Origin of the sequence: Schlesneria paludicola DSM 18645, from assembly GCF_000255655.1 — a bacterium.
GTDB lineage: Bacteria > Planctomycetota > Planctomycetia > Planctomycetales > Planctomycetaceae > Schlesneria > Schlesneria paludicola.
In genome coordinates, this window is sequence record NZ_JH636434.1 from 1,482,125 (window position 1) to 1,501,628 (window position 19,504).

At 56.9% G+C, this 19,504-nt stretch carries 13 protein-coding genes and 1 pseudogene; 6 read left to right on the top strand and 8 right to left on the bottom strand.

Going from position 1 to position 19,504, the window contains the following annotated elements:
* Window positions 1-141 precede the first annotated feature (141 nt).
* From upp to OSO_RS0107275, 4 genes are all read right to left on the bottom strand, one after another.
* Entirely contained in the window at window positions 142-780 is a 639-nt protein-coding gene (gene upp / locus OSO_RS0107255) for a uracil phosphoribosyltransferase (protein ID WP_010582779.1), read from the bottom strand.
* A gap of 12 nt (window positions 781-792) precedes the next feature.
* Complete coding sequence (locus tag OSO_RS0107260) at window positions 793-1,689, bottom strand: hypothetical protein (protein ID WP_010582780.1); 897 nt, start codon at window positions 1,687-1,689, stop codon at window positions 793-795.
* A 234-nt stretch (window positions 1,690-1,923) separates the two neighbouring features.
* Window positions 1,924-2,367, bottom strand: coding sequence for a hypothetical protein (locus tag OSO_RS42550; RefSeq protein WP_040591617.1), 444 nt, complete (start codon window positions 2,365-2,367; stop codon window positions 1,924-1,926).
* 172 nt (window positions 2,368-2,539) lie between these two features.
* The gene (locus OSO_RS0107275; RefSeq protein WP_157605079.1) at window positions 2,540-3,118 is read right to left on the bottom strand and encodes an FtsB family cell division protein; all 579 of its coding nucleotides are present in this window, start codon (window positions 3,116-3,118) and stop codon (window positions 2,540-2,542) included.
* Window positions 3,119-3,399: 281 nt separating this feature from the next.
* Between OSO_RS0107275 and OSO_RS0107280 the strand changes: the two genes are divergently transcribed.
* Entirely contained in the window at window positions 3,400-4,341 is a 942-nt protein-coding gene (locus OSO_RS0107280) for a hypothetical protein (RefSeq protein WP_010582783.1), read from the top strand.
* 192 nt (window positions 4,342-4,533) lie between these two features.
* On the opposite strand, the gene OSO_RS0107290 is transcribed toward OSO_RS0107280, so the two are convergent.
* Both OSO_RS0107290 and OSO_RS0107295 read right to left on the bottom strand, forming a co-directional pair.
* Window positions 4,534-7,443, bottom strand: coding sequence for a bpX3 domain-containing protein (locus OSO_RS0107290; protein ID WP_010582784.1), 2,910 nt, complete (start codon window positions 7,441-7,443; stop codon window positions 4,534-4,536).
* Between the two features lie 21 nt (window positions 7,444-7,464).
* A complete protein-coding gene (locus tag OSO_RS0107295) occupies window positions 7,465-10,203 on the bottom strand; it encodes a hypothetical protein (protein WP_010582785.1) in 2,739 nt (912 codons plus the stop codon).
* Window positions 10,204-10,234: 31 nt separating this feature from the next.
* On the opposite strand from OSO_RS0107295, the gene OSO_RS47580 reads away from it, so the two are divergent.
* On the top strand, window positions 10,235-13,399 hold the full coding sequence (locus OSO_RS47580; RefSeq protein ID WP_050986032.1) for a DUF1553 domain-containing protein: 3,165 nt from the start codon (window positions 10,235-10,237) through the stop codon (window positions 13,397-13,399).
* Window positions 13,400-14,827: a DUF1501 domain-containing protein gene (locus OSO_RS0107305; RefSeq protein WP_010582787.1), complete on the top strand. Its 1,428-nt coding sequence runs from the start codon at window positions 13,400-13,402 to the stop codon at window positions 14,825-14,827.
* Window positions 14,828-14,852: 25 nt separating this feature from the next.
* On the opposite strand, the gene OSO_RS0107310 is transcribed toward OSO_RS0107305, so the two are convergent.
* Window positions 14,853-15,149 carry a hypothetical protein gene (locus tag OSO_RS0107310; protein WP_010582788.1) on the bottom strand — a complete coding sequence of 99 codons (297 nt, stop codon included), beginning with the start codon at window positions 15,147-15,149 and terminating at the stop codon, window positions 14,853-14,855.
* A 746-nt stretch (window positions 15,150-15,895) separates the two neighbouring features.
* On the opposite strand from OSO_RS0107310, the pseudogene OSO_RS52535 reads away from it, so the two are divergent.
* From OSO_RS52535 to OSO_RS0107335, 3 genes and pseudogenes are all read left to right on the top strand, one after another.
* Window positions 15,896-16,174 (top strand): annotated as a pseudogene (locus OSO_RS52535) (DUF1573 domain-containing protein); the annotation flags it as partial.
* 603 nt (window positions 16,175-16,777) lie between these two features.
* Window positions 16,778-16,987 carry a hypothetical protein gene (locus tag OSO_RS51880; protein ID WP_010582790.1) on the top strand — a complete coding sequence of 70 codons (210 nt, stop codon included), beginning with the start codon at window positions 16,778-16,780 and terminating at the stop codon, window positions 16,985-16,987.
* A gap of 494 nt (window positions 16,988-17,481) precedes the next feature.
* Window positions 17,482-18,612, top strand: a complete 1,131-nt coding sequence (locus OSO_RS0107335) for a hypothetical protein (protein WP_157605080.1) — start codon at window positions 17,482-17,484, stop codon at window positions 18,610-18,612.
* Window positions 18,613-19,201: 589 nt separating this feature from the next.
* Here OSO_RS0107335 and OSO_RS0107345 read toward each other — a convergent pair.
* The coding region (locus tag OSO_RS0107345; RefSeq protein WP_010582793.1) for an ATP-binding protein at window positions 19,202-19,504 on the bottom strand (303 nt) is incomplete at its 5' end.

The window sequence follows — 19,504 nt, forward strand, 5'->3', positions numbered from 1 at the left end:
AAGAATCCGCCGCGCTGACGGTCAGGGAACAGGCTGGCGATGTCGCCCAAATGCCTGATGAACGGCTGTACGCGGACGATGCCCTGCTGCGGCGCCGGTAACCGTTCATTCCACCACCCGTTCATTCCACCACCCGTTCAGTCAATCTTGCGACCGGAGAGTATTGAAGGTGCGATCGCCCGCATCCCCCAGGCCCGGCACGATGAACTTTTGGGCATTGAGTTCGGGATCAATGGCACAGACAAAGATCTGTACGTCGGGAAAGTGAGACAACACAACGTCGATTCCCTCGCGCGAGGCAATCACGCATAGGAGCTTTGTCGTTGGCAATCCCCACTTCTGCAGTGCTTCGAGTGCCAAGATGGCCGAGCCACCCGTCGCCAGCATCGGATCGAGCACGATCCCGACGTCGACCGGCTGCGACTTGGGAATCTTGCAGTAGTACTCCACCGGTTCCGCTGTCCGTTCGTCGCGGTACATCCCCACATGCCAGACTTCGGCTGTGGGAATCAGGTCCAGGATCGGATCAACCATTCCCAGCCCCGCACGCAGAATCGGCACCAAACCCACACGATGCCTCAAGACTTGACCCGTCATTGAGACCAGTGGCGTCTGGACGACGGAATCCATCAAAACCAGATCCGATGTCGCTTCATAGGCGAGCAGCGAGGCCAGCCGTCGCATCGACGCACGGAATTCCTCGGGCGACGAATCTCGATCGCGCAAGCGCGACAAATGGTGCTGGACGAGCGGATGACCGATTTCGACGACATGAGCCATGCGACGTTCTCCTCAGTCAGATTCAATCCGTCCGACGCGGACGATGCCATCGGTCAGGCCAGCGGCATAGGCGATAAATCGTTTGTCGGCTGCCGGGATCGACGCACGAAGACGACCCGAGAGGGAACCTGGTTGTGGGTTGGTACGAAGTTCGCGCAGATAGTCGGTCAGCACGATTCGCGTATCATCGCTGTGATTGAGCATGAAGTGAACCCACGCCCACGACTCTTGATAGTCGGCCTTGTGCATCTGGTCGACGGTTTCAAGACTCTCGAGGCGATCGATGTCGGGCGTCCAGCCGGATGCCAGTCCCGCCGCCAGGTTCATCGCGTATTCGCGGTTCATGCCGGGAGGCTGAGTGGTCACTTCAAAGTATTCCGCAAGCCCTTCGTCCAGCCACAGCGGGACATCTTTGAGCGTCGCGTGCAACACACCGTGCGTGAATTCGTGCCGCATATCTTCCTGAATGCGATCACCCCAATACGTGTAGACGGCGAGTTCTCGCGCGCTTCCGACGAAATAGGCGCGTCGTGGGGGCAGCATCGGATAGCGCGTTTGAAAGTAGTTCGCGTAGCGCTGTTCGTCCGCAAACAAGTACACGATGACGGGCTGCTTCTGAACGGGCAGTCCCAAGGTAATGAGGATCTCTTCCCGCAGATTCTCAAGATTCTTCAGCAGCTCGTGCTGGCGTCCGAGCTTGACGTCGCTTTGAATGACGAGATGTTCTTGATCGATTGTGTACTTCGCGGGTAACCCCACCATCGGTTTGGGGGCACGGCAACCGAGCAGGCCGAGCGTGCAGATCCAGATCGCTGAAAGAACAAGGACGCAGCGCGGCCACGACCGGCACAGGCGACTGTGTGCCGCCGTCCTGTCTTCCGTGACAGTGGATGTAGGACGCTCCGTCATACTTACGACCAGACTACTCGCGCTTGCTCGTCAATCAGGGTGGCGGATTCTTTTGATGCTCACGGTCTCGCGTGTGCGGCTCGCCTGGCTCTCAGGCACACGGGTGCACAGCCGGACGGTCGCTCATGACGGAGTGGGATCCCGATGGCGCGCACCTTCCAGGACGCCTCCCAAAATTCCCAAATCCGTCACGGCAAATTGTCGCAGAATCCCCCAGCCCCGCCAATATGTCTCTTATCTCATCGCCGTAAGGTCAGAAACATAAGTGGGTTCCGTACGATTTAGCAGTGACGCGGCGAAGTGAGGTTTTGGAGGGGTGACCTCAGCGGCGTGGAACCGCCAGTCGCCCGACGGAGCCAGCGGAACATAGGCCGATCCGGGTTGCTGCCAATCCAGCGGATGCGATTGCTCCATCTCGAGTTCCCCAGTGGCGAACTCCTCGGCGGTGGGCAGGGCTGGCAATGCGTCGCTGCTGATGGTCTGGGCGGGCGCGACCAATTCACCACAGCGACGGGCGCAATCGTCCAAAAGTTCACGGTCACGGCGCGCCATCTCGTCAAGGACGACGGGGTGCCACGTCGACTTTCGGCCGTCCATCGTGACGTAATGCTGGCGCGCCCATTGGCGAAGCCGCAGTTCGCGAACGAGATCGATTCCGGAAAATCCACTGTTTGGCATGAGCATCCTCCGGTTGCGCGACGAGAATTCGGCAGAAGCCGCCGATTTTGAATCGACTTGGCCCCGAAACCAAATCCAACGGAATTCTTCGTTTTTCTTCACCGCGGTCACTTTGGCGTCGCCGGGACGACCTGTCACGAAAGGGGCGCGTTTCGTGTCCAGTGAACGGTGATCATGCTTCCCGGATGTAACGACGACGCAATGTCTGCCAGATCGATCGATGTCCGTCGCCTACCGCGCCGTGATTAGCTCCCGCAGGCTGCAGGAACGCGAACGAAATCACCACAAGTAATGCCGCAACCGCCAGTAGCGTCAGACGCAATGAACTGTCACTCGCGAACATTTGAACGGCAGGTTCGTACCACTTCTGCAAGACCTCTGCGGGCGGCGGTGTTCCTTTATGATTTCGCGCGTCCAGCTCCAGTCCCACATCGACCGGAATCACTTCCTCCCCAGGCCGGACCGCATCGAACTCCACCCGTGCCAGTTCCGCAGCGAAGTCTTTGTCGCGGCGAATGGCTTCGATGACTTTCTCGATCTTGCCCGCCTGCTGTTCGTAGTGCACCAGCCGCAATTGATTCGAATCAAACTGATTACGGAGCTGCAGATACGTCAAGTACTTGGGGGCGAGTCCGACGATGGCGAACAGTGCGGCCGAGCAGAGCAGACAGAGCCAAAACGCAAGCGACACCGCGAGACCTGAAAGCGTCTCGGGTGGATCTTCAGAGATCATTTCGTGATGCATAGCCATCGTCATCGTTCGCAGCCATCGACGGGCACTCGGCCGGTTGTCAGTCGTCCCTCATTCGATCTGTATCGAAGGTGGTTCCGACCGACTTGAATGCAACCGAATTGGCAGAGAAAACCGCTACATGCGGCCCAGAATTTGGCTCCGTTTTTCGGCCATTGCGGGCAACTGTTCGATCTTGCAGGAAATTGCCAGTCGAGATAGGTTTCGGCCTCAGGGAGCGATCTCCTGCTGCTCCTACTCCCAGCGTCCCGTCGAACACCTGTTCCAGTGAGATTAAGCCGATGTGGTGCCCATCGTGTCGGGCCGAGGTTGCGGCTGAACTGTCGAGAGACAATCGGCGGATGATGTGTGCGCGTTGCCAGACCGAACTGGGAATCGCTGCCGCAGCCAGTCCGCTGACATCAACGTCTACCCTGAATGCCGAAACCGAACGCGATGCGCGCGAACTGCTCGCGCGCTGGTCGTCTCAAAACATGCTGGAGCCATCCAGTTTGCATTCTTCGTCCAAACATTTCAATAAGTCGGTCGGTCCTGTTGAATCGCAGTTTCAGAAGCCAGATCTGCGATTCGACGCACCACAATCGCTGGTGCCACCGCCATCGCCAAGATCACTGGCAGCATTTATCGAGTCGCGAAACGCGATTGCGGCCCCGGCCCATTCACCACAAGCGGTGGAACCGCGCGAACGTACTCAGCCGGTTGCCGCTGTTCCGCATCAAGAAGCTCCTGCTGCACGTGCTCCAGAAACGCTTGCTTACGAACCGGCTCGACCGGCACCTCGGCCGCCGCGCCCCGCTCCCTCGGAAGTGCCCGTCGCAGGTGGACATGATCAAATGGTCCGAGCGGCGCTCGCACAGCCCGCACGGCAACGTGCGGGCTGGATGTCTATGGCCGGACAGTTGTGCGCCTACTTGGGTGTCGGCCTATTGACCTGCGGCACTGTGCTCGTGATGTGGAGCTACTTTGGCGGTCCCCAGCATTTCATGCCGACCGGCTGGTTAACGGCCGCGGTCGGACAGATGCTGTTGTTTCTGGGTGTCGTGACTCTGATTTCTGGCGGAATGGAACAGACCGTTGCCGAAGTCGCCTGGCGTATCGATCATCTTGCGGAAGAAGTTCATCATTTGAGCCTCGCCATTGATGAACTTGAAGACAGTCACCATCAAGCACGACAGGGAACGCACCACCAGACTGCCGACGATGCGCGCCGGGAAGCGGCATAGCAGTCTGTTGAAATCAGGGGGGCCAGGCACCCCAGCGTTCACCATGTCACCCCGTTTTTCAATCTGACACGAGCCAGTCCCTGTCAATCCAACAGGCGGCGGCGGCAGTGATGTTCGGGCATCGTTCATCCGCCAAGTTGAACACAAACAGCCGCGGTGGTGGCGGCCATTGGTGCTCGATCGGCGCGGACTTCAACCCACGCTGACGTGAAAGATCTCGATGGCTCCGTCCTCACCGAAGATGGCGAACTCTCCGAGGTTATCGGTCGGCGTGACGGCGATGGGAGTGATCGAGATTCCACATTCGCCGATCAGCACGGGGCGTGAGTCCACGATCACATACGCTTGAACTTCGCCCTGGCCAACAAGCACGAATTTCTGGCCGTGCAGGAACGTGGCACGCGGCGATTCGAGGTTCTGTCCGACCGGAATGCGGACGTCGTGATCGTCATCGTCGATCAGACGGGCTCCTGTTTCGAACAATGCCAGCAACCAGGCGCCCTCACTCGGTTTCGATCCCATCAAACCTTGGATGTAGGAATCGACTGACGCGATTTGAAATTCAACGTCATCCGATCGCTGCATCACGCTCATTTTTGGCCGAACAAGGTATTCACCGATGCTGAATCGGACGCGTCTACCACGGGCATGCAGGTGGGCGAGCCATCGTTCCGGGTCAGTCCCATCGAACGGAATCTTCAGATCTTTCACAAGCCAGGGTTCGCCGTTGGCACTGAAGCCGGACAGCACAAACGTGCCGAGGCTTTCACGAAGGCTCCAACCAACGCCGCCTTCATCAAGGGCCGCCGCAACCGTCGACGGAGTCATCCAAGCGGGTGAACCAACTTTCATGGCAGGGCTGAGCGGTCCCAATCCTGCGGGAAGACCTCGCTTTTCGAGAGGTTCAACTCCGATGGCGTGCACAATCGGATCGCCCGCGTCGCCGGGAAACGGTTCGAGAATCAGGCGTCGTGCGTCGCTGACTCCGGCCCAAAACGCACGTTGATTTTGATGTGTGGTCGATTCCCATTCCAAACGTTGCAGAACGAGCGAGTTGGGCGAGAAGCCAGCCACGTAGACTGACTTTCCGGTGGCCTTCGCAATCCGCCATTTCACATCGTCGAGCGAAATCAGAAACGACCTGACTCGGCGAATTCCCCTCGCCTGCCTGACAGGAACTCGTCTTGCCGATTGCTGGCGCGCGTTGAGATAGCGCGTGCAGTCACGGGCCAGCAGTCGATCGTGGGGTCCCAACTTTCGAATCGACTTGAGTAATTCTCCGGCGTCTTTCATGTTGGCTTTGCGCAGCAAACTCGCAGCGACGATCTGGACCGCGTCGACGGCTTCAGTGCGGACCAGACGATCGGGGTACTCGCCGCTGACTCGGGCCAGCCCTTCCGCAATCATGAGCGCCGTCTGGCGGCTGGCCGATCCCTGCTTATATTCCTGAATGCGCTCCGCGGCCTCGCGATGACGGGAATGGTGCCCCAATAACCGAAAGGTCTCGTCGAAGCACCACATCGCGGCGCTGGAATGAGGCCAGCCCTGGGACAGTGCCAGCAGCGCAGCGTCGGTGTCGTGCAGCTTGTCGTGCAAGACTCGACTGGCATTGCGGAAATCGCTGTTCGCAATGAGTTGATCGGCCCAGGACCGCAGCAATTGCTCGGCTTCGTCGCGTCGATCAAGTCGAATGTAAAGATCCGCCGCCTGCTCGAACAAACCTTGCTCGATGTACAATCGAGTGGCTTCGTCGATCAGTCCTGCTCGTTCAAAACAGCGGGCCGCCTCAGTTGGCCGGTTCAATCGATCGCGATACAGCAGTGCCGCTTCTTTGAAGTGCTGTCCGGACTCAAGGGCTCCGGCGGCAGACACCAGATCCCCCAAGAGCTGGGCAAAAATGTATGCCGCCCGTCGATGCCGCCCCAGACGGATTTCACGCGCGGCCAATTCACGGTACTGCTGGATGAGCTGAAACTGTCGATCAGCAGGAATGTCCCACAGATCCGCCGGTCCGCCGCGGCCGAGATCCGCCAAGTCAAATCGAAGCGGACGGGCGAAAAGTTGATTTGTCCGTTGTCCTTCACCTCTGGCCGCATCGCCGCCCATTGGCAAGGCAAATTGAAGCCCCCGGTCCGGATCAGATTGCAACAGGTGCATCAGTCGGTCGATCTCATGATTGCGTGAAAGCTGATCCACCAGCGAGGAACCGCCCATCTGTTTCAGGAGATGGCCCGCCGCCGCCCCGACCGCCGCCAATGGTGCCGCGGCCAGCGCAAACGGCGCCGCGAGTCCCATCCCGATCAGGCTCGCCGCTTTGCTGGCCCATGAGGGTCCTCCTGCGCGGGGCTTTGCATCCGTGTTGCCCGAAATGTCCGTGGGTTCAGGCTTCGACGGTTTCGTCTTGCGATTGGTCAGCTTTCTCCAGGCATTGCGAATCCACTGCGTCGCATCATTCATCTTGCCGCCGAAGGGTTCATTCGGCATAGGCGGAAGCTGATCAAACTGCGATGTGCGCGTCCCAATGTCTGAGGCACCTTCGTTCAAAATCTCGTCCGCGGAGGCGACTTCATCCGCTTCAATCGTGATCACACGATGGGGAAACGCGACACCCGGAACGGCTTCATCCCATGCCGCCGTACGCTCTGAGGGAGCGACCAGCAGATCGACGATTCCCAATTGATCGGCCGGTTCGTGACGTACCAGTCCTGCCTGCGGATGCCAGGTGAAATCCCCTTCCGGCCCGCCCAACAAGGCCAAAAGATCGTCATCCGCCATCACGGGATCAAACGCGGCATCGACTGGAACAAACACCCCGCGCGCTCGTTGCGTGTAGGGAATTGCTTTTTTTTGCGAACGCGACAGCCAGTCTGAAAGCGGGGCCTGATGTGACGCAGGACTTCCCGTGTCCACTGTGACCAGGACGCCAATCGCCGTGGTGTCATCGAGCGAACGTGGGATCGCACGGAAACGCAGCGATTCGAGCGGAATGTTCCACCGGCTTAGTTCAGCCAGCCACACATGCGGATCGGGGCCGGGCACAAACCACGCATTGATCGCGCGCTCTGTGAAGTGATTCTCGACGAGTTGAACAGTGAGTTTCATCGATTTACCGCGTGAATGCCGTTACGTCAGTTGTGCCACAAAGGGTTCGAAGATGTTTGTCACGATTTCTTCTGCCGTGATGGAGTTTTCCGCGTCCAGGAAATAGCGAGTTCCATTGGCACGTCTGTCGGATGTCCACACGGCGACATGGGGGGGCGAGAGAACCAGCGAGACCTCGGGAATCGAGCGATCGGAACTTTGCAAGTGGAGAATGCCTCGCGCGTCGAGCCAGGCACGGCTGCCATCATCCCATTTGGCCTCGCCTTGTAACCGATGATTGGGGGACCGATTCATCAATTCGAAATTGCGAGACAACCGCGTCGCCAGGGAACCGTCGACTTCCTGCAGCGAGAGTCGATCGCCGTAAACTTTGAACGACCAAAAATTCCCTCGCTTGCTGACCAGCACAATCTTGTCACCTTGAATCGCGATGGACGTGAATCGACGCATGATGTGAGGTGGTTCCGACACGCGATACGCATCGACTTCTGCCAACGTTGCACCTCGCGCCACCATCGAAAGGGAAAGAGAAGCGACATCGACCAGCGCCAATTCGGATTTCGACGAATGCGTTTGTGTCATGGACACCAACATCCTTCGTCCATCCTCACTGATTTCCATCACCGTGAGCTGCACAGGTGAGGATTTCCACAACTTCGCTTTTGTTTGTTCCGTGACGTCCAAGAGATGCCCCTCCCTATCGATCCCGAACGCGCCGTCATATCCCTGACGATCGAACAGAGTCAGAAGAGGCACGGTCGCGAATTGACCGAGCGGTACAGGCTCGGTGATGATGGAGGTTCCATCAAATGCGATCGCAATGCAGGCATCGCTCTTGCCCGCTGCGGCATCCCAGAAATAGCGGCCGCGCCTCCATTGCAGACTTGGCGAAATCCGCTTTGTCGCAAGTAATTGACGCGTCGTGGGGTCAAATGCTTCGATCAACTCTCGAAACACCAGGAACAGAACGCCTTGATGATACGTCGCACCGCGTGCCTCACGCAGATCGTGTAGCAGGGGCAAGGCCGCCGAAGGTAACGCATGGTGTGTTGCGGTCCCTTCGAGACGATCGATGCTCACGATGTACAATTTCCGCTGAGATTCGCGAAACAGTAGTGCCGACGTGACGCGGCCATGAACACTGCTCCACGAGGTCAGAAGTTTTCCGAAAGGAATCGATTCGTGAATCTGCCGTGCACCGCGCGCGGGGTCGTCGATCAGGACCAGGCGCTGGTCGCGCGATAGCGCCACAATTCCGTATTCACATCTCATCACATCTGAGGAGTGCACCGAGAGCACATACGTTGGTTGCGAGGTCTCGCTTCCCTGTTCTTGTGCGTCATACGCTGCGGGAATGGGGAAACTCCATAAGTTGTCCTTAACCAGACTCTGCTTGTTGATTCCCGGCAGGCGAAACGGGAAGGGATGGACGCGAAAGAGTGCCGGCAAATTGGGATCAACGGTGCTGTCAATCAGATTTCGATCGGACATCGCGGGGGCGTTGAGAATCTGATTCAGATCGAGCTTGAGTGACGTGTGGCACTTCCGGCCGCGCGGACCATGAGAGCAAAGCTGAAATTCCCCCTCGCGATTGACCGTCGCGAGATAGAATCGGGGGCACGTTTCCCCAGCCAGTGCCCGCTGAAACTCGGGATCGTTCAGCACCATTTCGGTGGTCACCAGCACGGCGTCACCAGTAAACTTGGATTGCGAAATCCGCGCAAAGAACTCGGGCAGTGCCCGCCCAGGTTGAACGTCGGGTTCCAGCGCGCCCAGGTGTGCGATCAATCCCTCGCGCGTTGAAAGATCGACAGGGATGATGGACGCTTCCGAGGCTCGATACGCTGACAGCGACGACTGCGGATCGCGCGTTGAAGCCAATGATAGAGCCACAGCGGTGGCGAACACGCGCGGCACGCCCCACATCCGCAGGCCGGAATCGATCAGGACATGACAGCGTTCCGAGGGATGGCCGGGCTGAACTTCGCGGCGTAAATACAGGGCTTCATTCAGTGCCACACGCGTTGCGAGCATCAAATCGTCATGAGCCAACTCGCTGAGCAACATTCGGTCCAGCGTTCCCCGATTCGTCAAATCGGAAACGCCGCCCAACGGCAATTCGTCCGAATCCAGAATCGCTCGTGGCAACTGGACGACGGCGGACAGATTGCGTGCCAGTTGTGACAATCCGCTTAACTCGTCATCCAATACCAGTTCCTGCAAGAGGCTGCGTACCGCCTGTTGCTCGACGACAAAATCAATCAGGGCCGGACCGGGCTCAACATCCAGTCCCGTCTCTTTTCGTAACTTTAAGGCCCGTGCGGTGATCTCCTTGAGCCCGTTCAGTAGTGGACGTAGATTGTGCTGCAGATCAGCGAGAGGGTTCCGATTGTGATTGTAAGGCAACGAAAGCTTGGGAGCGTTCCCCACGAGTTGTTCAGCGAGAATGGCACAGACCATCCGGGCCACTTCGGGATTTGCGACGCGTGGCGCCGACTCGAACACCACCATCGCGAGATCCGCTTTTGCTTTGGGAGATCGAGTCTGATCGTCCGGCAACTGATGAACCGTATCCAGTTTTGCAAACAGTTCCGACCACAATTCCGGGCCGCGATCTTCACCCGGCTCCGTTGCTTTAGCAGGCTGCGACCCTCGCTTGTTCAAGCTCCAGACACAGCGAAAGCATGGCGTACAGATCGGATCATCGCGAACCTGAAGACTGCTTTTTTCGTCAGCACACGTGACTTCGGCACGATGCAAAGTTCCAGGTCAATGCGGTATAGTTGTGGGCATGACACGTACTTTTGGACCACGCTGGATTCTGCTGCTGATGGGGATCGGAACCTGGATCTCCGGTTCGATCACGGCGTCACTCGCTGCCGACGACGACTTGCGACACTGGTCGTTTCGGCCGGTGCGCGCGGTAGCGGCTCCGGCCGTTCGCGACCCTGCCTGGGTTGCGTCACCGATTGATGCGTTTGTGCTCGCGAAACTCGAAGCACACGGTCTACGTCCTTCTCCGGCCGCCGATCGACGGACGCTGATTCGGCGCGCCACGTTCGACCTGACTGGCTTGCCGCCTACTCCTGAGCAGGTCGAGGCGTTCCTTGCGGACACGTCGGCCGGTGCGTTCTCGAAAGTCGTTGAGCGATTGCTGGACTCGACCGCCTACGGCGAACGGTGGGGACGGCATTGGTTGGATGTCGTCCGCTACGCCGATGCACGCGATCTGATTCAACTTCCGGCCGAAAGCGATTTCCGCGAGGCCTGGCGATACCGCGACTGGGTCGTGGCTTCATTCAATCGCGACCTGCCCTATGACCAATTCATCCGGCAGCAAGTGGCCGGGGACTTGATGCAACCGGACGATCCCACACAGATCGATGCCGACGCGCTGGTCGCCACGGGATTGCTCTCGATCGCCGACTTCGTTCCCGGTGATGTCGATAAAGAGCAGATGATTGCCGACTATGTGAACGACCAGATCGATGTCGTCGGACGCGCCATCCTGGGACTGACGATTGCGTGCGCTCGATGCCATGACCACAAATTCGATGCCATTACCACCGAAGACTACTATTCACTGGCCGGGATCTTCTTCAGCACACGCCTGATTCCGTCGCCCGTGAAAGGGAATACACCGCTCGTCCGCGTGCCCCTGTTGCCACGTGCCGAGATCGCAGCCATCGAAGCCACGCAGGCTCGGGACCAGCAGCGGATCGTCGAACTGACGCGCGACATCGCGAATTTCGGCGAGCGGGAGTATCGCGCCTATCTCGAGCAGGCAGTCGAGTCGAAAACGCACACGTATTTGTGTGCGCTCTGGGACTTCGATCATCGTCCGCCTGGTCAGGCATCGCAGACGCTTGCCGATTTTGCCGCGACGTCGGGACTCGACGCCGCCACATTAACGCGATGGAAGGCCTACCTGGATCAACCTCAGCGTGATCCCGACTTGTCGGCAATCCAAAGCCTCTCGGATCGAACCGCGGTCGAGTTTCAGACTGGCGAGCTGGAGAAACAGTTGTCGGAGTTTGCCGCCGCCCGCCGCGCGGCGTGGGACGCTGATCCGGTGGCGCGATCCCTCGGGGAATCGTGCCTGGTGCAACTGAAGGCCAATGACCGCAATCTGATCGCGAATGACGCCCATCAAGCGACCGTCTGGCCGAATCATGGCCGCGTCCTTGAGAACGCGGTTCCGGTCGTCGATGTCCCCTCCCCTGCCGTCGCATCGCATGATTTCAACGGGCATTCGCAATCGATTTTGAAATTCACGGGAAAGGAACTGCTGCAGATCACGAGGAGCATCCCGGCGACGGGAAGCTTGGTAATTGCCTTTCGTCCTGATCCGGGCGGGTCACCCGGACAAAGGCTGGTGGGGTGGGAGGATTCGGCCGTCGGACAACACGGCTTGGGAATCATGACCGATGCCGCCGGATCGTTGCACGTCATTGTGCGTTGTCGGGGTGCAAGCGGAGATGTCGTCGTCCCTGCCCCGACAGTGCCGCCGTCACTGGCCGGATTTCAAACCGTCTGCGTGACCTGGGGGCCATACGGCGTTGCCGTGTACCGCGATGGTGAGGCCGTGGGCACCAACAGCGGAATCACTTCGGTCTCATCCGATCCAGCCATCACCGCCTTGCGAATTGGAGGGCCTGGTTCGGGCTCGAGCAGTCGGTTCCAGGGCGATCTGGCGGAACTGCGTGTCTATGATGTTCCGCTTGATCCGGCGGCACGCGTTCGTATCGAACACGAAATCAAAACCCACTGGCTCAATCCCTCTGACACGTCACCTTCGGATGCGGCGAACCCGATCCCCCTGCTGTATGAACGGCTGACTTCAGAACAAAGCCCGTTTCGGCTGGAACCGACCGAACGCGACAAGTCATTGTCTGCCGCCACGCAGCAGCAACTGACGGCGATGCGTGGCGAACTTGAGACATTGAAGAAGAAGCCGCCACGGGAAATTCCTCGTGCAGTCGTGGTGCAGGACGGTGGGCCTGCCGAAACGTCGCATGCCGGGTTTCGTGATGCCCATGTCTTCCTTCGTGGCAATCACCTGAACCTCGGCCACACCGTCCCGCGCGGCGTTCCCAAATCGCTTGAGGGAGCAAATCCGCCGATCATCAAAGAGGGCAGTGGCCGACGGGAACTGGCGGAATGGCTGACGCGTCCCGAGAATCCGCTCACGGCACGCGTCATGGTCAATCGCATCTGGCAACACCATTTCGGCGTGGGGCTCGTTCCCACATCCGCCAATTTCGGCGCGATGGGTGATGACCCCAGTCATCCGGAATTGCTCGATTTCCTGGCTGCTCAGTTCGTGGCGTCGGGGTGGTCCATCAAGGCGATCCACCGACAGATCCTGTTGTCGAACGTGTATCAGCAAAGCTCGGCATCCAATGCGGCGGGAATGGCGGCCGATCCCGAGAATCGCTGGTTGTGGCGTGCCAATCGACGTCGGTTGGAGTCCGAAGCGTTTCGCGACAGTCTGTTCGCCGTCGCCGGACGGCTCGATCCGACGCTGGGCGGTCCAGGCTTTCAAGATGCCGCGACGACGCGTCGCAGTTTGTATCTGATGTCGGTGCGAACCGGGGCAAAGACGTCTGACATCGGCCCGCTGTTTGATGCACCGGACTGCAGTGGAATCGTGGAACGACGCAACGAATCGATCGTGGCTCCGCAGGCCTTGTTTCTCATGAATGATCCGTTGGTCAAGGATCTCGCCACTGCCCTGAGTGATCGAATTGTGCGAGAAGTTCCGACCGGAGACATTCAACAGCGCATCAAACGATTGTACCTGGTGGTATTGGGGCGTTTGCCCTCCAAAGACGAAGTCGACATTGGCCTGCAGATCCTGCACGATCAAATGGGGACCAATTTAACATCTGCCGACAACTGGCCGGGCTATTGTCGACTTGTCGTGAGCACGAACGAATTTATGTTTGTGGACTGAATGATCATGCCATCCGATTTTGATCGATCAACGTCACCGATGTTCGGCCCTGACGCGCTGACACGGCGAGAATTGCTGCATCGTTGTGGAGCGGGGTTCAGTTCACTGGCACTCGCGGCGATGTTGAACGGCGAACGGGTATCGGCGAACGACGCAGATCCCCTGGCGGCCAAACGAGGCCATCATGCGGCCAAAGCCAAGCGAGTCATATTTCTATTCATGCCCGGCGGCCCGTCACAAGTCGATACCTTCGATCCCAAACCTCAACTGACCAAGGACGACGGAAAACCCGCGCCAAAACTGTATCTCGGGCAACAGCGCAGCCTGTTGGGATCGCCCTGGGCGTTTCAGCGTTATGGCGAATCGGGGCTGGATGTTAGCGAATTGTTTCCTCACACGGCTCAGTGCGTCGACGACCTGTGCGTGATTCGCTCGATGGTGACCGATGATCCCAATCATCCCGGTGGCTGCCTGTTGATGAATACGGGCGAACGTGTTTCGTCACGTCCCAGCCTGGGGTCGTGGGTGACGTACGGATTGGGGACCGAGAATCAAAACCTGCCAGGTTTCGTCGCGATTGGCCCGGGGCCTTTGATCGAAGGAGCCCGGCAGTACGGAGCGAGTTTTCTGCCCGCGACGTTTCAGGGCACGTTCGTTTCCAACATCGATCAGCCGCTGAAAAATTTGAAGGGATCGGTGGAACCTGTCCAGCAACGACGCGAATTGAATGCGCTGATGAAACTGAATGAACTGCATCGATCGAATCGGGCCGAGGACAGTCGCTTGAGCGCCCGGATCGACTCGTTCGAGCTGGCCTATCGGATGCAGACATCCGCTCCCGAAGCGTTCAGTATCGCGGGTGAGACGGCGGAAACGGGCCGCATGTACGGCCTCGATCAACCCGCCACCGAGGCCTTCGGCAAGCAGTGCCTGCTGGCCCGGCGACTGGTCGAGCGTGGGGTTCGGTTTGTTCAGCTCTATCACACAACCGGCGGGTTTCAGCCGTGGGACCAGCATGCCGATTTGAAAGGCGGACACGAAAAGAACGCACTGGCGACCGACCTGCCGATTGCGGGTCTGCTACGAGACCTCAAACAGCGCGGTCTGCTCGACGAAACACTGGTGATTTGGGGCGGCGAATTCGGTCGGACACCCGCTCGCGAAGGCACGACCAATGGACGGGATCACCACCCTTTTGGATTCACGATGTGGATCGCGGGCGGCGGTGTCAAACGCGGCATCGCCTATGGCGCCACCGACGAATACGGCTGGGACGCCGTGGAGAAACCGGTCCACGTCCATGACCTGCACGCCACGATCCTGCATCTGTTGGGTCTGGACCACGAACGCCTGACCTATCGCTTTGCCGGCCGAGATTTTCGATTGACGGATGTGTATGGGAACGTCGTCAACGGCATTCTGGCTTAGCTGCTTGTTGAAGAGCGCAAGACGATCAGCCGATCCCCACGGCGAACGGCTGTTGCCCGACGTCGTGGACATCAAAGATGCAATCGAGTTCCAGTTCCAGAACCGACACGCCAGGCAGGTCGTCGGCGGTCATGGTGCCCCCATCGAACACAAAATGATGGACAGTACCAGGGACGGCGAGTGGTTCAGGTTCGGCGGGAACCGCGGCCGCGACGAACGGCCTTCTGCATCTGGCATTGGAGCAGAGCACCATTCGTCCCAGGTGTTGCTGAGTGACCTCGTACCGCTTCGCGCATCCGGGACATTCAATAAAAACAGTCATTTGCCATCGCCTCCTGTCGTGAGTGTGGCCAAACTGTGAAACCTGCAGTCCATTATGCCATCCGCAACGCGCGAAAATCTACGAGCGATTTGCGCAACTTCGTGGGTCTGATCTGGGTGTCAGTACCGGCCGCCTTGACAGTGATTGATTCGCGAATGGCGGATGGACAACTACTGGCAATTGGCCCGCATTCAATTAGGCATGCGGGTCTTCAGGGTCTGATTTTCTTGCTTGTGACTTCCCGAGTAAAGGACCGCCAGATCGAGCCGTCAGCGGGGGGGGACGAGAAGCAACGGATACCGAATTCAAAACCGCGACATGAGGATTTGCTAGTCCAACCACTGAACTGCAGAAATGGGATCAGCCGCCTAATCGCGGTGACAACGATTACGCATCAAATCTTCCGCACAATCCATTGCGATGCACCATTGCACATAACAGATTCGTAATGCAACGCGACGCCTTTTTTACACCATACGCCATATTTCAAAAACACGCACTCACAGAACAATTGACATTACATGCACTGACTCAACACACTAAAACCATTCTGCAACACACAGGATCTTTTGCTACACCCCTACAACATTTACTCAGGAATAGTTGTCGCTATCTGCTTTTACCAGTGGCGACAACGCATGCCACCCCAAGCGACCTCTGGCAGCCATAGCTTCGACAAGCTAACGCAAGAAGCAAGTTCCCCGAACTGATCAGGGCAGGCAAAGATGCACAAATTCACTCGCGGTATGCGATCATACTTATTGTTCGGCGCTATCGCTACCGTTAGTGCTGTGACAACACTCTTGGCATTCTTCGGTGACACGATCGGCGACCGATACTTCGATCAGCAGTACGACGCGGGGGTCCTCATGGCAGCAACAACCCCCTTTGTTGAACACACATTTGACTTGAAAAACACAACTCGCTCGAAACTTCACATAATCTCAGAAAGTCACTCCTGCACATGCGCGGCAGTTAGTCTTCAGAAAACAATTCTAAATCCTGGCCAATTCGTTCCCCTCACGATGAGGACGACGATTGCTAATGACTTTGCCGAACGGGAGATTGTGTGCCGGGTCGTAACGGACGATCCAGCCCATCCGAGCCACATATTTCGGATAAATTACATAAGCCTTCCAGAACCTCGGTTTGTTCCACATTCAATAGATCTTGGCAATTTACGAAAAAAAGCTCCGGCCACTGCTTCCCAGCCCTTTCCCGAAATGTGGTTGGAGATATTTACATTGATCTCTGAAGACCCAACGCCGACACCAAGCAATCTGAAGTGCTCCGTAGATTTTTTCGCGGAACTTGGATCGCAACCAGAAGTTCGAACCTTTCCGCAAGGGTTTCGAAGAATACGTTACCCCGTGTCACTACGGATACCAGATAGTGAGTCGCGCGTCGCTGGCTCTTACACTGGCTCGCTAGCAGTTGATCTACCTGGCAATCGATCCGCCCGTGCCACGGTAAGCTGGGACTTCATTGACGCAATTTCATTTTTGCCTTCACGGCTTAATTTCGGATTAGTCGACCGTGACGACGAACCAAGAGAAAGAAGCGTTGCCCTTAGTTCGTCGGACGGCAAACCCTTTCGCATCGTTTCATTGGACGCTGGCGATCAATGCATGAGCATTGAGGGGATTGCCTCAGAATCCGCATCGGCGCACAACCTTACGATCGTCTTCAACCCCGCGATGCGGGATGGGCCACATCGATCAGTGGAGTTCGGCTATGTGCGCGCACGGATCAAGACTCCAGAGATTGTCGATATTCGCCTTCCTTGGACTGCATTCTTTAGCCACAGCAATCGCGATTCGGGCACGGACCGCAAATAGGCGGAGTCGCGACCCTGTTTTCTACAATCACCATACCGGGAGTGAAAAGAAGTTCATGAAATCATTGCCGATTGCGTCTTCTGTTGTTGTTGCTGCTGCACTAACCGTGCTTGCTTGGATCCCGTCAAGTACCGGCCAGGAAGTCGAGCCGAACACCTATTGTACAGGCCCCTATAGTTTGTTCTGTCCGAACTTAGGGAGCGACGGATGCAGCGGAGCTAGCGGACAGTGCCCAAGCAACGGCCCGAACTACACCGAGTTGTCTCAGGGGGAAAGAGCAGCCGTCGGTAGCTGCCAGCCCTCTGAAGGACAGTATTGCTATCCTGCCATCTGGACTTGCACTGTTGATAGGTGGGTAGACCATTGTTATGGAACCCTGGCATGTCAAACATCGAGCACTACTCTGGCATGCCAATGAGCGCAACATTCAGCTCAGAAGCTGAAGACCTGCATTTTTTTTCAATGTGATTCAAACTGCTTTAGATATGGCTGCAATGATGCTTTCAACGAGATGCGGCGGGACGCACCTACTCATAACTATCATGGTTGCTGGGTTTTGTCGCGTTGCGGGTGCATCCGATGAGATACCTGAGGCAATTTCCAATGCCTATCAAGCGAACAGGACTTCAATTACTTTTGGAAGTTTCCGATTCCGATATGACGTCGGGCAGGCGCCCCACATTGAAGCTGGGGAAAAAGGTGAGTGGTCGAAAAAAGCTACGGCTTCGGGTAGTTATGCGTTCAATGAATCTGACGCGGTTTACGAGTGTGTATTCTCCGTCACCGATATGCTGGCCGATCGTGTCATGGTAGATGGGGGTTCCTGGTCCTCGCAACTGGTTTCCAAAAGAAGGCTGACCAATGGTAGCCTTGTGCTCTGGGACAATTTGTTCCCAGGGCCGGATGATACGACATACTCGCACACATGCCAGATTGATGCAGGATCGGAGATCTTTTATAAGGATTTAATGTTTCCTTTAGCTTTGGGCAGTCCGCGGAAAGCGCATCAAGATGTTTTCGATCATGCTCCAATGCCTCCCGTTGAAATCAAGGAAGTCGAGAGAGAATCTCAAAGATTGATATACATGAGATTCGAGGGGGAGCGGAGTCTATTCGAATATTGGATCGATGTAGCGAAGGGCGCGATTCCAGTAGAGATTCGAAAGACATTAGGCTCAGAAGAACCAAAGGTACGACTTACGATCTTCAATAAAGACATAAGGATGGTTAGTCATGATGGGTGGATGCCTTTCCGGACGTTGACATTTATTGAACCATCGTTTGTGCGAGAGCTCGTTGTTGAGGAGGCTGATTGTCGTACGGCCCCGGATGCGAAGGCGTTCTCGCTTGAGTTCACTGAGGCGAGGGCGATGATTGACGTACCTAGAAAAGTCAGGCACGAGCCAAGAAAAGTGTGGTCCTTGATTGAGGCGGCTTCGGACTCGGAGGCGCAACCAATTGAATTCTCCGAGCCAACAATGAGGCAGCCAGATGTCAAAGAGTCGCCCATAGTATCGCCTTTCTCGCTACTAATAGCACTGAATGTGTGCGGAGTTGCTTTGCTTGCACTTTTCTTCTACGCGAGACATCGATTGGCCCGCCGAGGCTTGCGAAAGAGGTTGTAATTCAAATTCAAGTCCTCCTGGATGCTTGCCGCCGCCTACCGAGTCGAGCGACGAAGGCTTAATCCTAACGGTCTCTTGCGTGTTTATGAAACGGTATTTGCAACGGCCCCCCCATGCTTTTGAAACCTCGGAATATTCAATGGGGCCTGCGAATAGTAGTGCTAATTAGCTCGATATTCATGATGCTTCATGGTGCTTGGTCGAGTTCGCCAACGATCGTGGAAATGTCGCATCTTCCAGCAGGGCTCGCGGTGTGGCAACGCCATTCACTGGGCGTGTATCGTGTCTGTACGCCAGCGAGCAAACTTTTGTTTGCTCTTCCATCGCATTTAGCAGGTTTCCGAGTTGAGTATCCCGAATCCATTGATTCAGACCTGATTACACGTAGGGAGTGGCAAGTCGGTACGAACTTTCAGGCGGCTTACCTCGATCAATATCAACACATCTTTCAATGGTCCCGTCTGTTGCCAATCCTCTTGACGCTTGTTGGCGCGTGTGTTGTCAATTGGCGCTTGAAACAGTACCACTCGTTTGCACTTCAAACGGTACCATTTATCGGTTGATGTCTTTAATGGTACTGTTTGCCCTTCTATTCTTCGGCTTTGGACCCGGTGGGCGCTTTGGTATCGTTTGAACTTTTTTTCGATTTCTCTAAACGATAACTCTTGCCGGTGATTTGCACGACTTCCGCTCGATGCAGGAAGCGATCCAAGATGGCAGTTGCGCTGGGAACGTCGCCGATCAATTGGCCCCAATCGTCCAAGGGTCTGTTGCTGGTCATCATCGTGGAGCGAAGCTCGTGTCGCCGCATGATGATCTCGAACAGGTACTCACCTGATCGCTTGGGTAACTGCTTCATCCCCATGTCGTCGACGATCAGCAGATCCGGCTT

Excerpts from the sequence above, each read along its gene's own strand:
- upp (WP_010582779.1), bottom strand. The coding sequence starts at position 780 with ATGGCTCATGTCGTCGAAATCGGTCATCCGCTCGTCCAGCACCATTTG.
- OSO_RS0107260 (WP_010582780.1), bottom strand. The coding sequence starts at position 1,689 with ATGACGGAGCGTCCTACATCCACTGTCACGGAAGACAGGACGGCGGCA.
- OSO_RS42550 (WP_040591617.1), bottom strand. The coding sequence starts at position 2,367 with ATGCCAAACAGTGGATTTTCCGGAATCGATCTCGTTCGCGAACTGCGG.
- OSO_RS0107275 (WP_157605079.1), bottom strand. The coding sequence starts at position 3,118 with ATGGCTATGCATCACGAAATGATCTCTGAAGATCCACCCGAGACGCTT.
- OSO_RS0107280 (WP_010582783.1), top strand. The coding sequence starts at position 3,400 with ATGTGGTGCCCATCGTGTCGGGCCGAGGTTGCGGCTGAACTGTCGAGA.
- OSO_RS0107290 (WP_010582784.1), bottom strand. The coding sequence starts at position 7,443 with ATGAAACTCACTGTTCAACTCGTCGAGAATCACTTCACAGAGCGCGCG.
- OSO_RS47580 (WP_050986032.1), top strand. The coding sequence starts at position 10,235 with ATGACACGTACTTTTGGACCACGCTGGATTCTGCTGCTGATGGGGATC.
- OSO_RS0107305 (WP_010582787.1), top strand. The coding sequence starts at position 13,400 with ATGATCATGCCATCCGATTTTGATCGATCAACGTCACCGATGTTCGGC.
- OSO_RS0107310 (WP_010582788.1), bottom strand. The coding sequence starts at position 15,149 with ATGACTGTTTTTATTGAATGTCCCGGATGCGCGAAGCGGTACGAGGTC.
- OSO_RS51880 (WP_010582790.1), top strand. The coding sequence starts at position 16,778 with ATGAGCATTGAGGGGATTGCCTCAGAATCCGCATCGGCGCACAACCTT.
- OSO_RS0107335 (WP_157605080.1), top strand. The coding sequence starts at position 17,482 with ATGATGCTTTCAACGAGATGCGGCGGGACGCACCTACTCATAACTATC.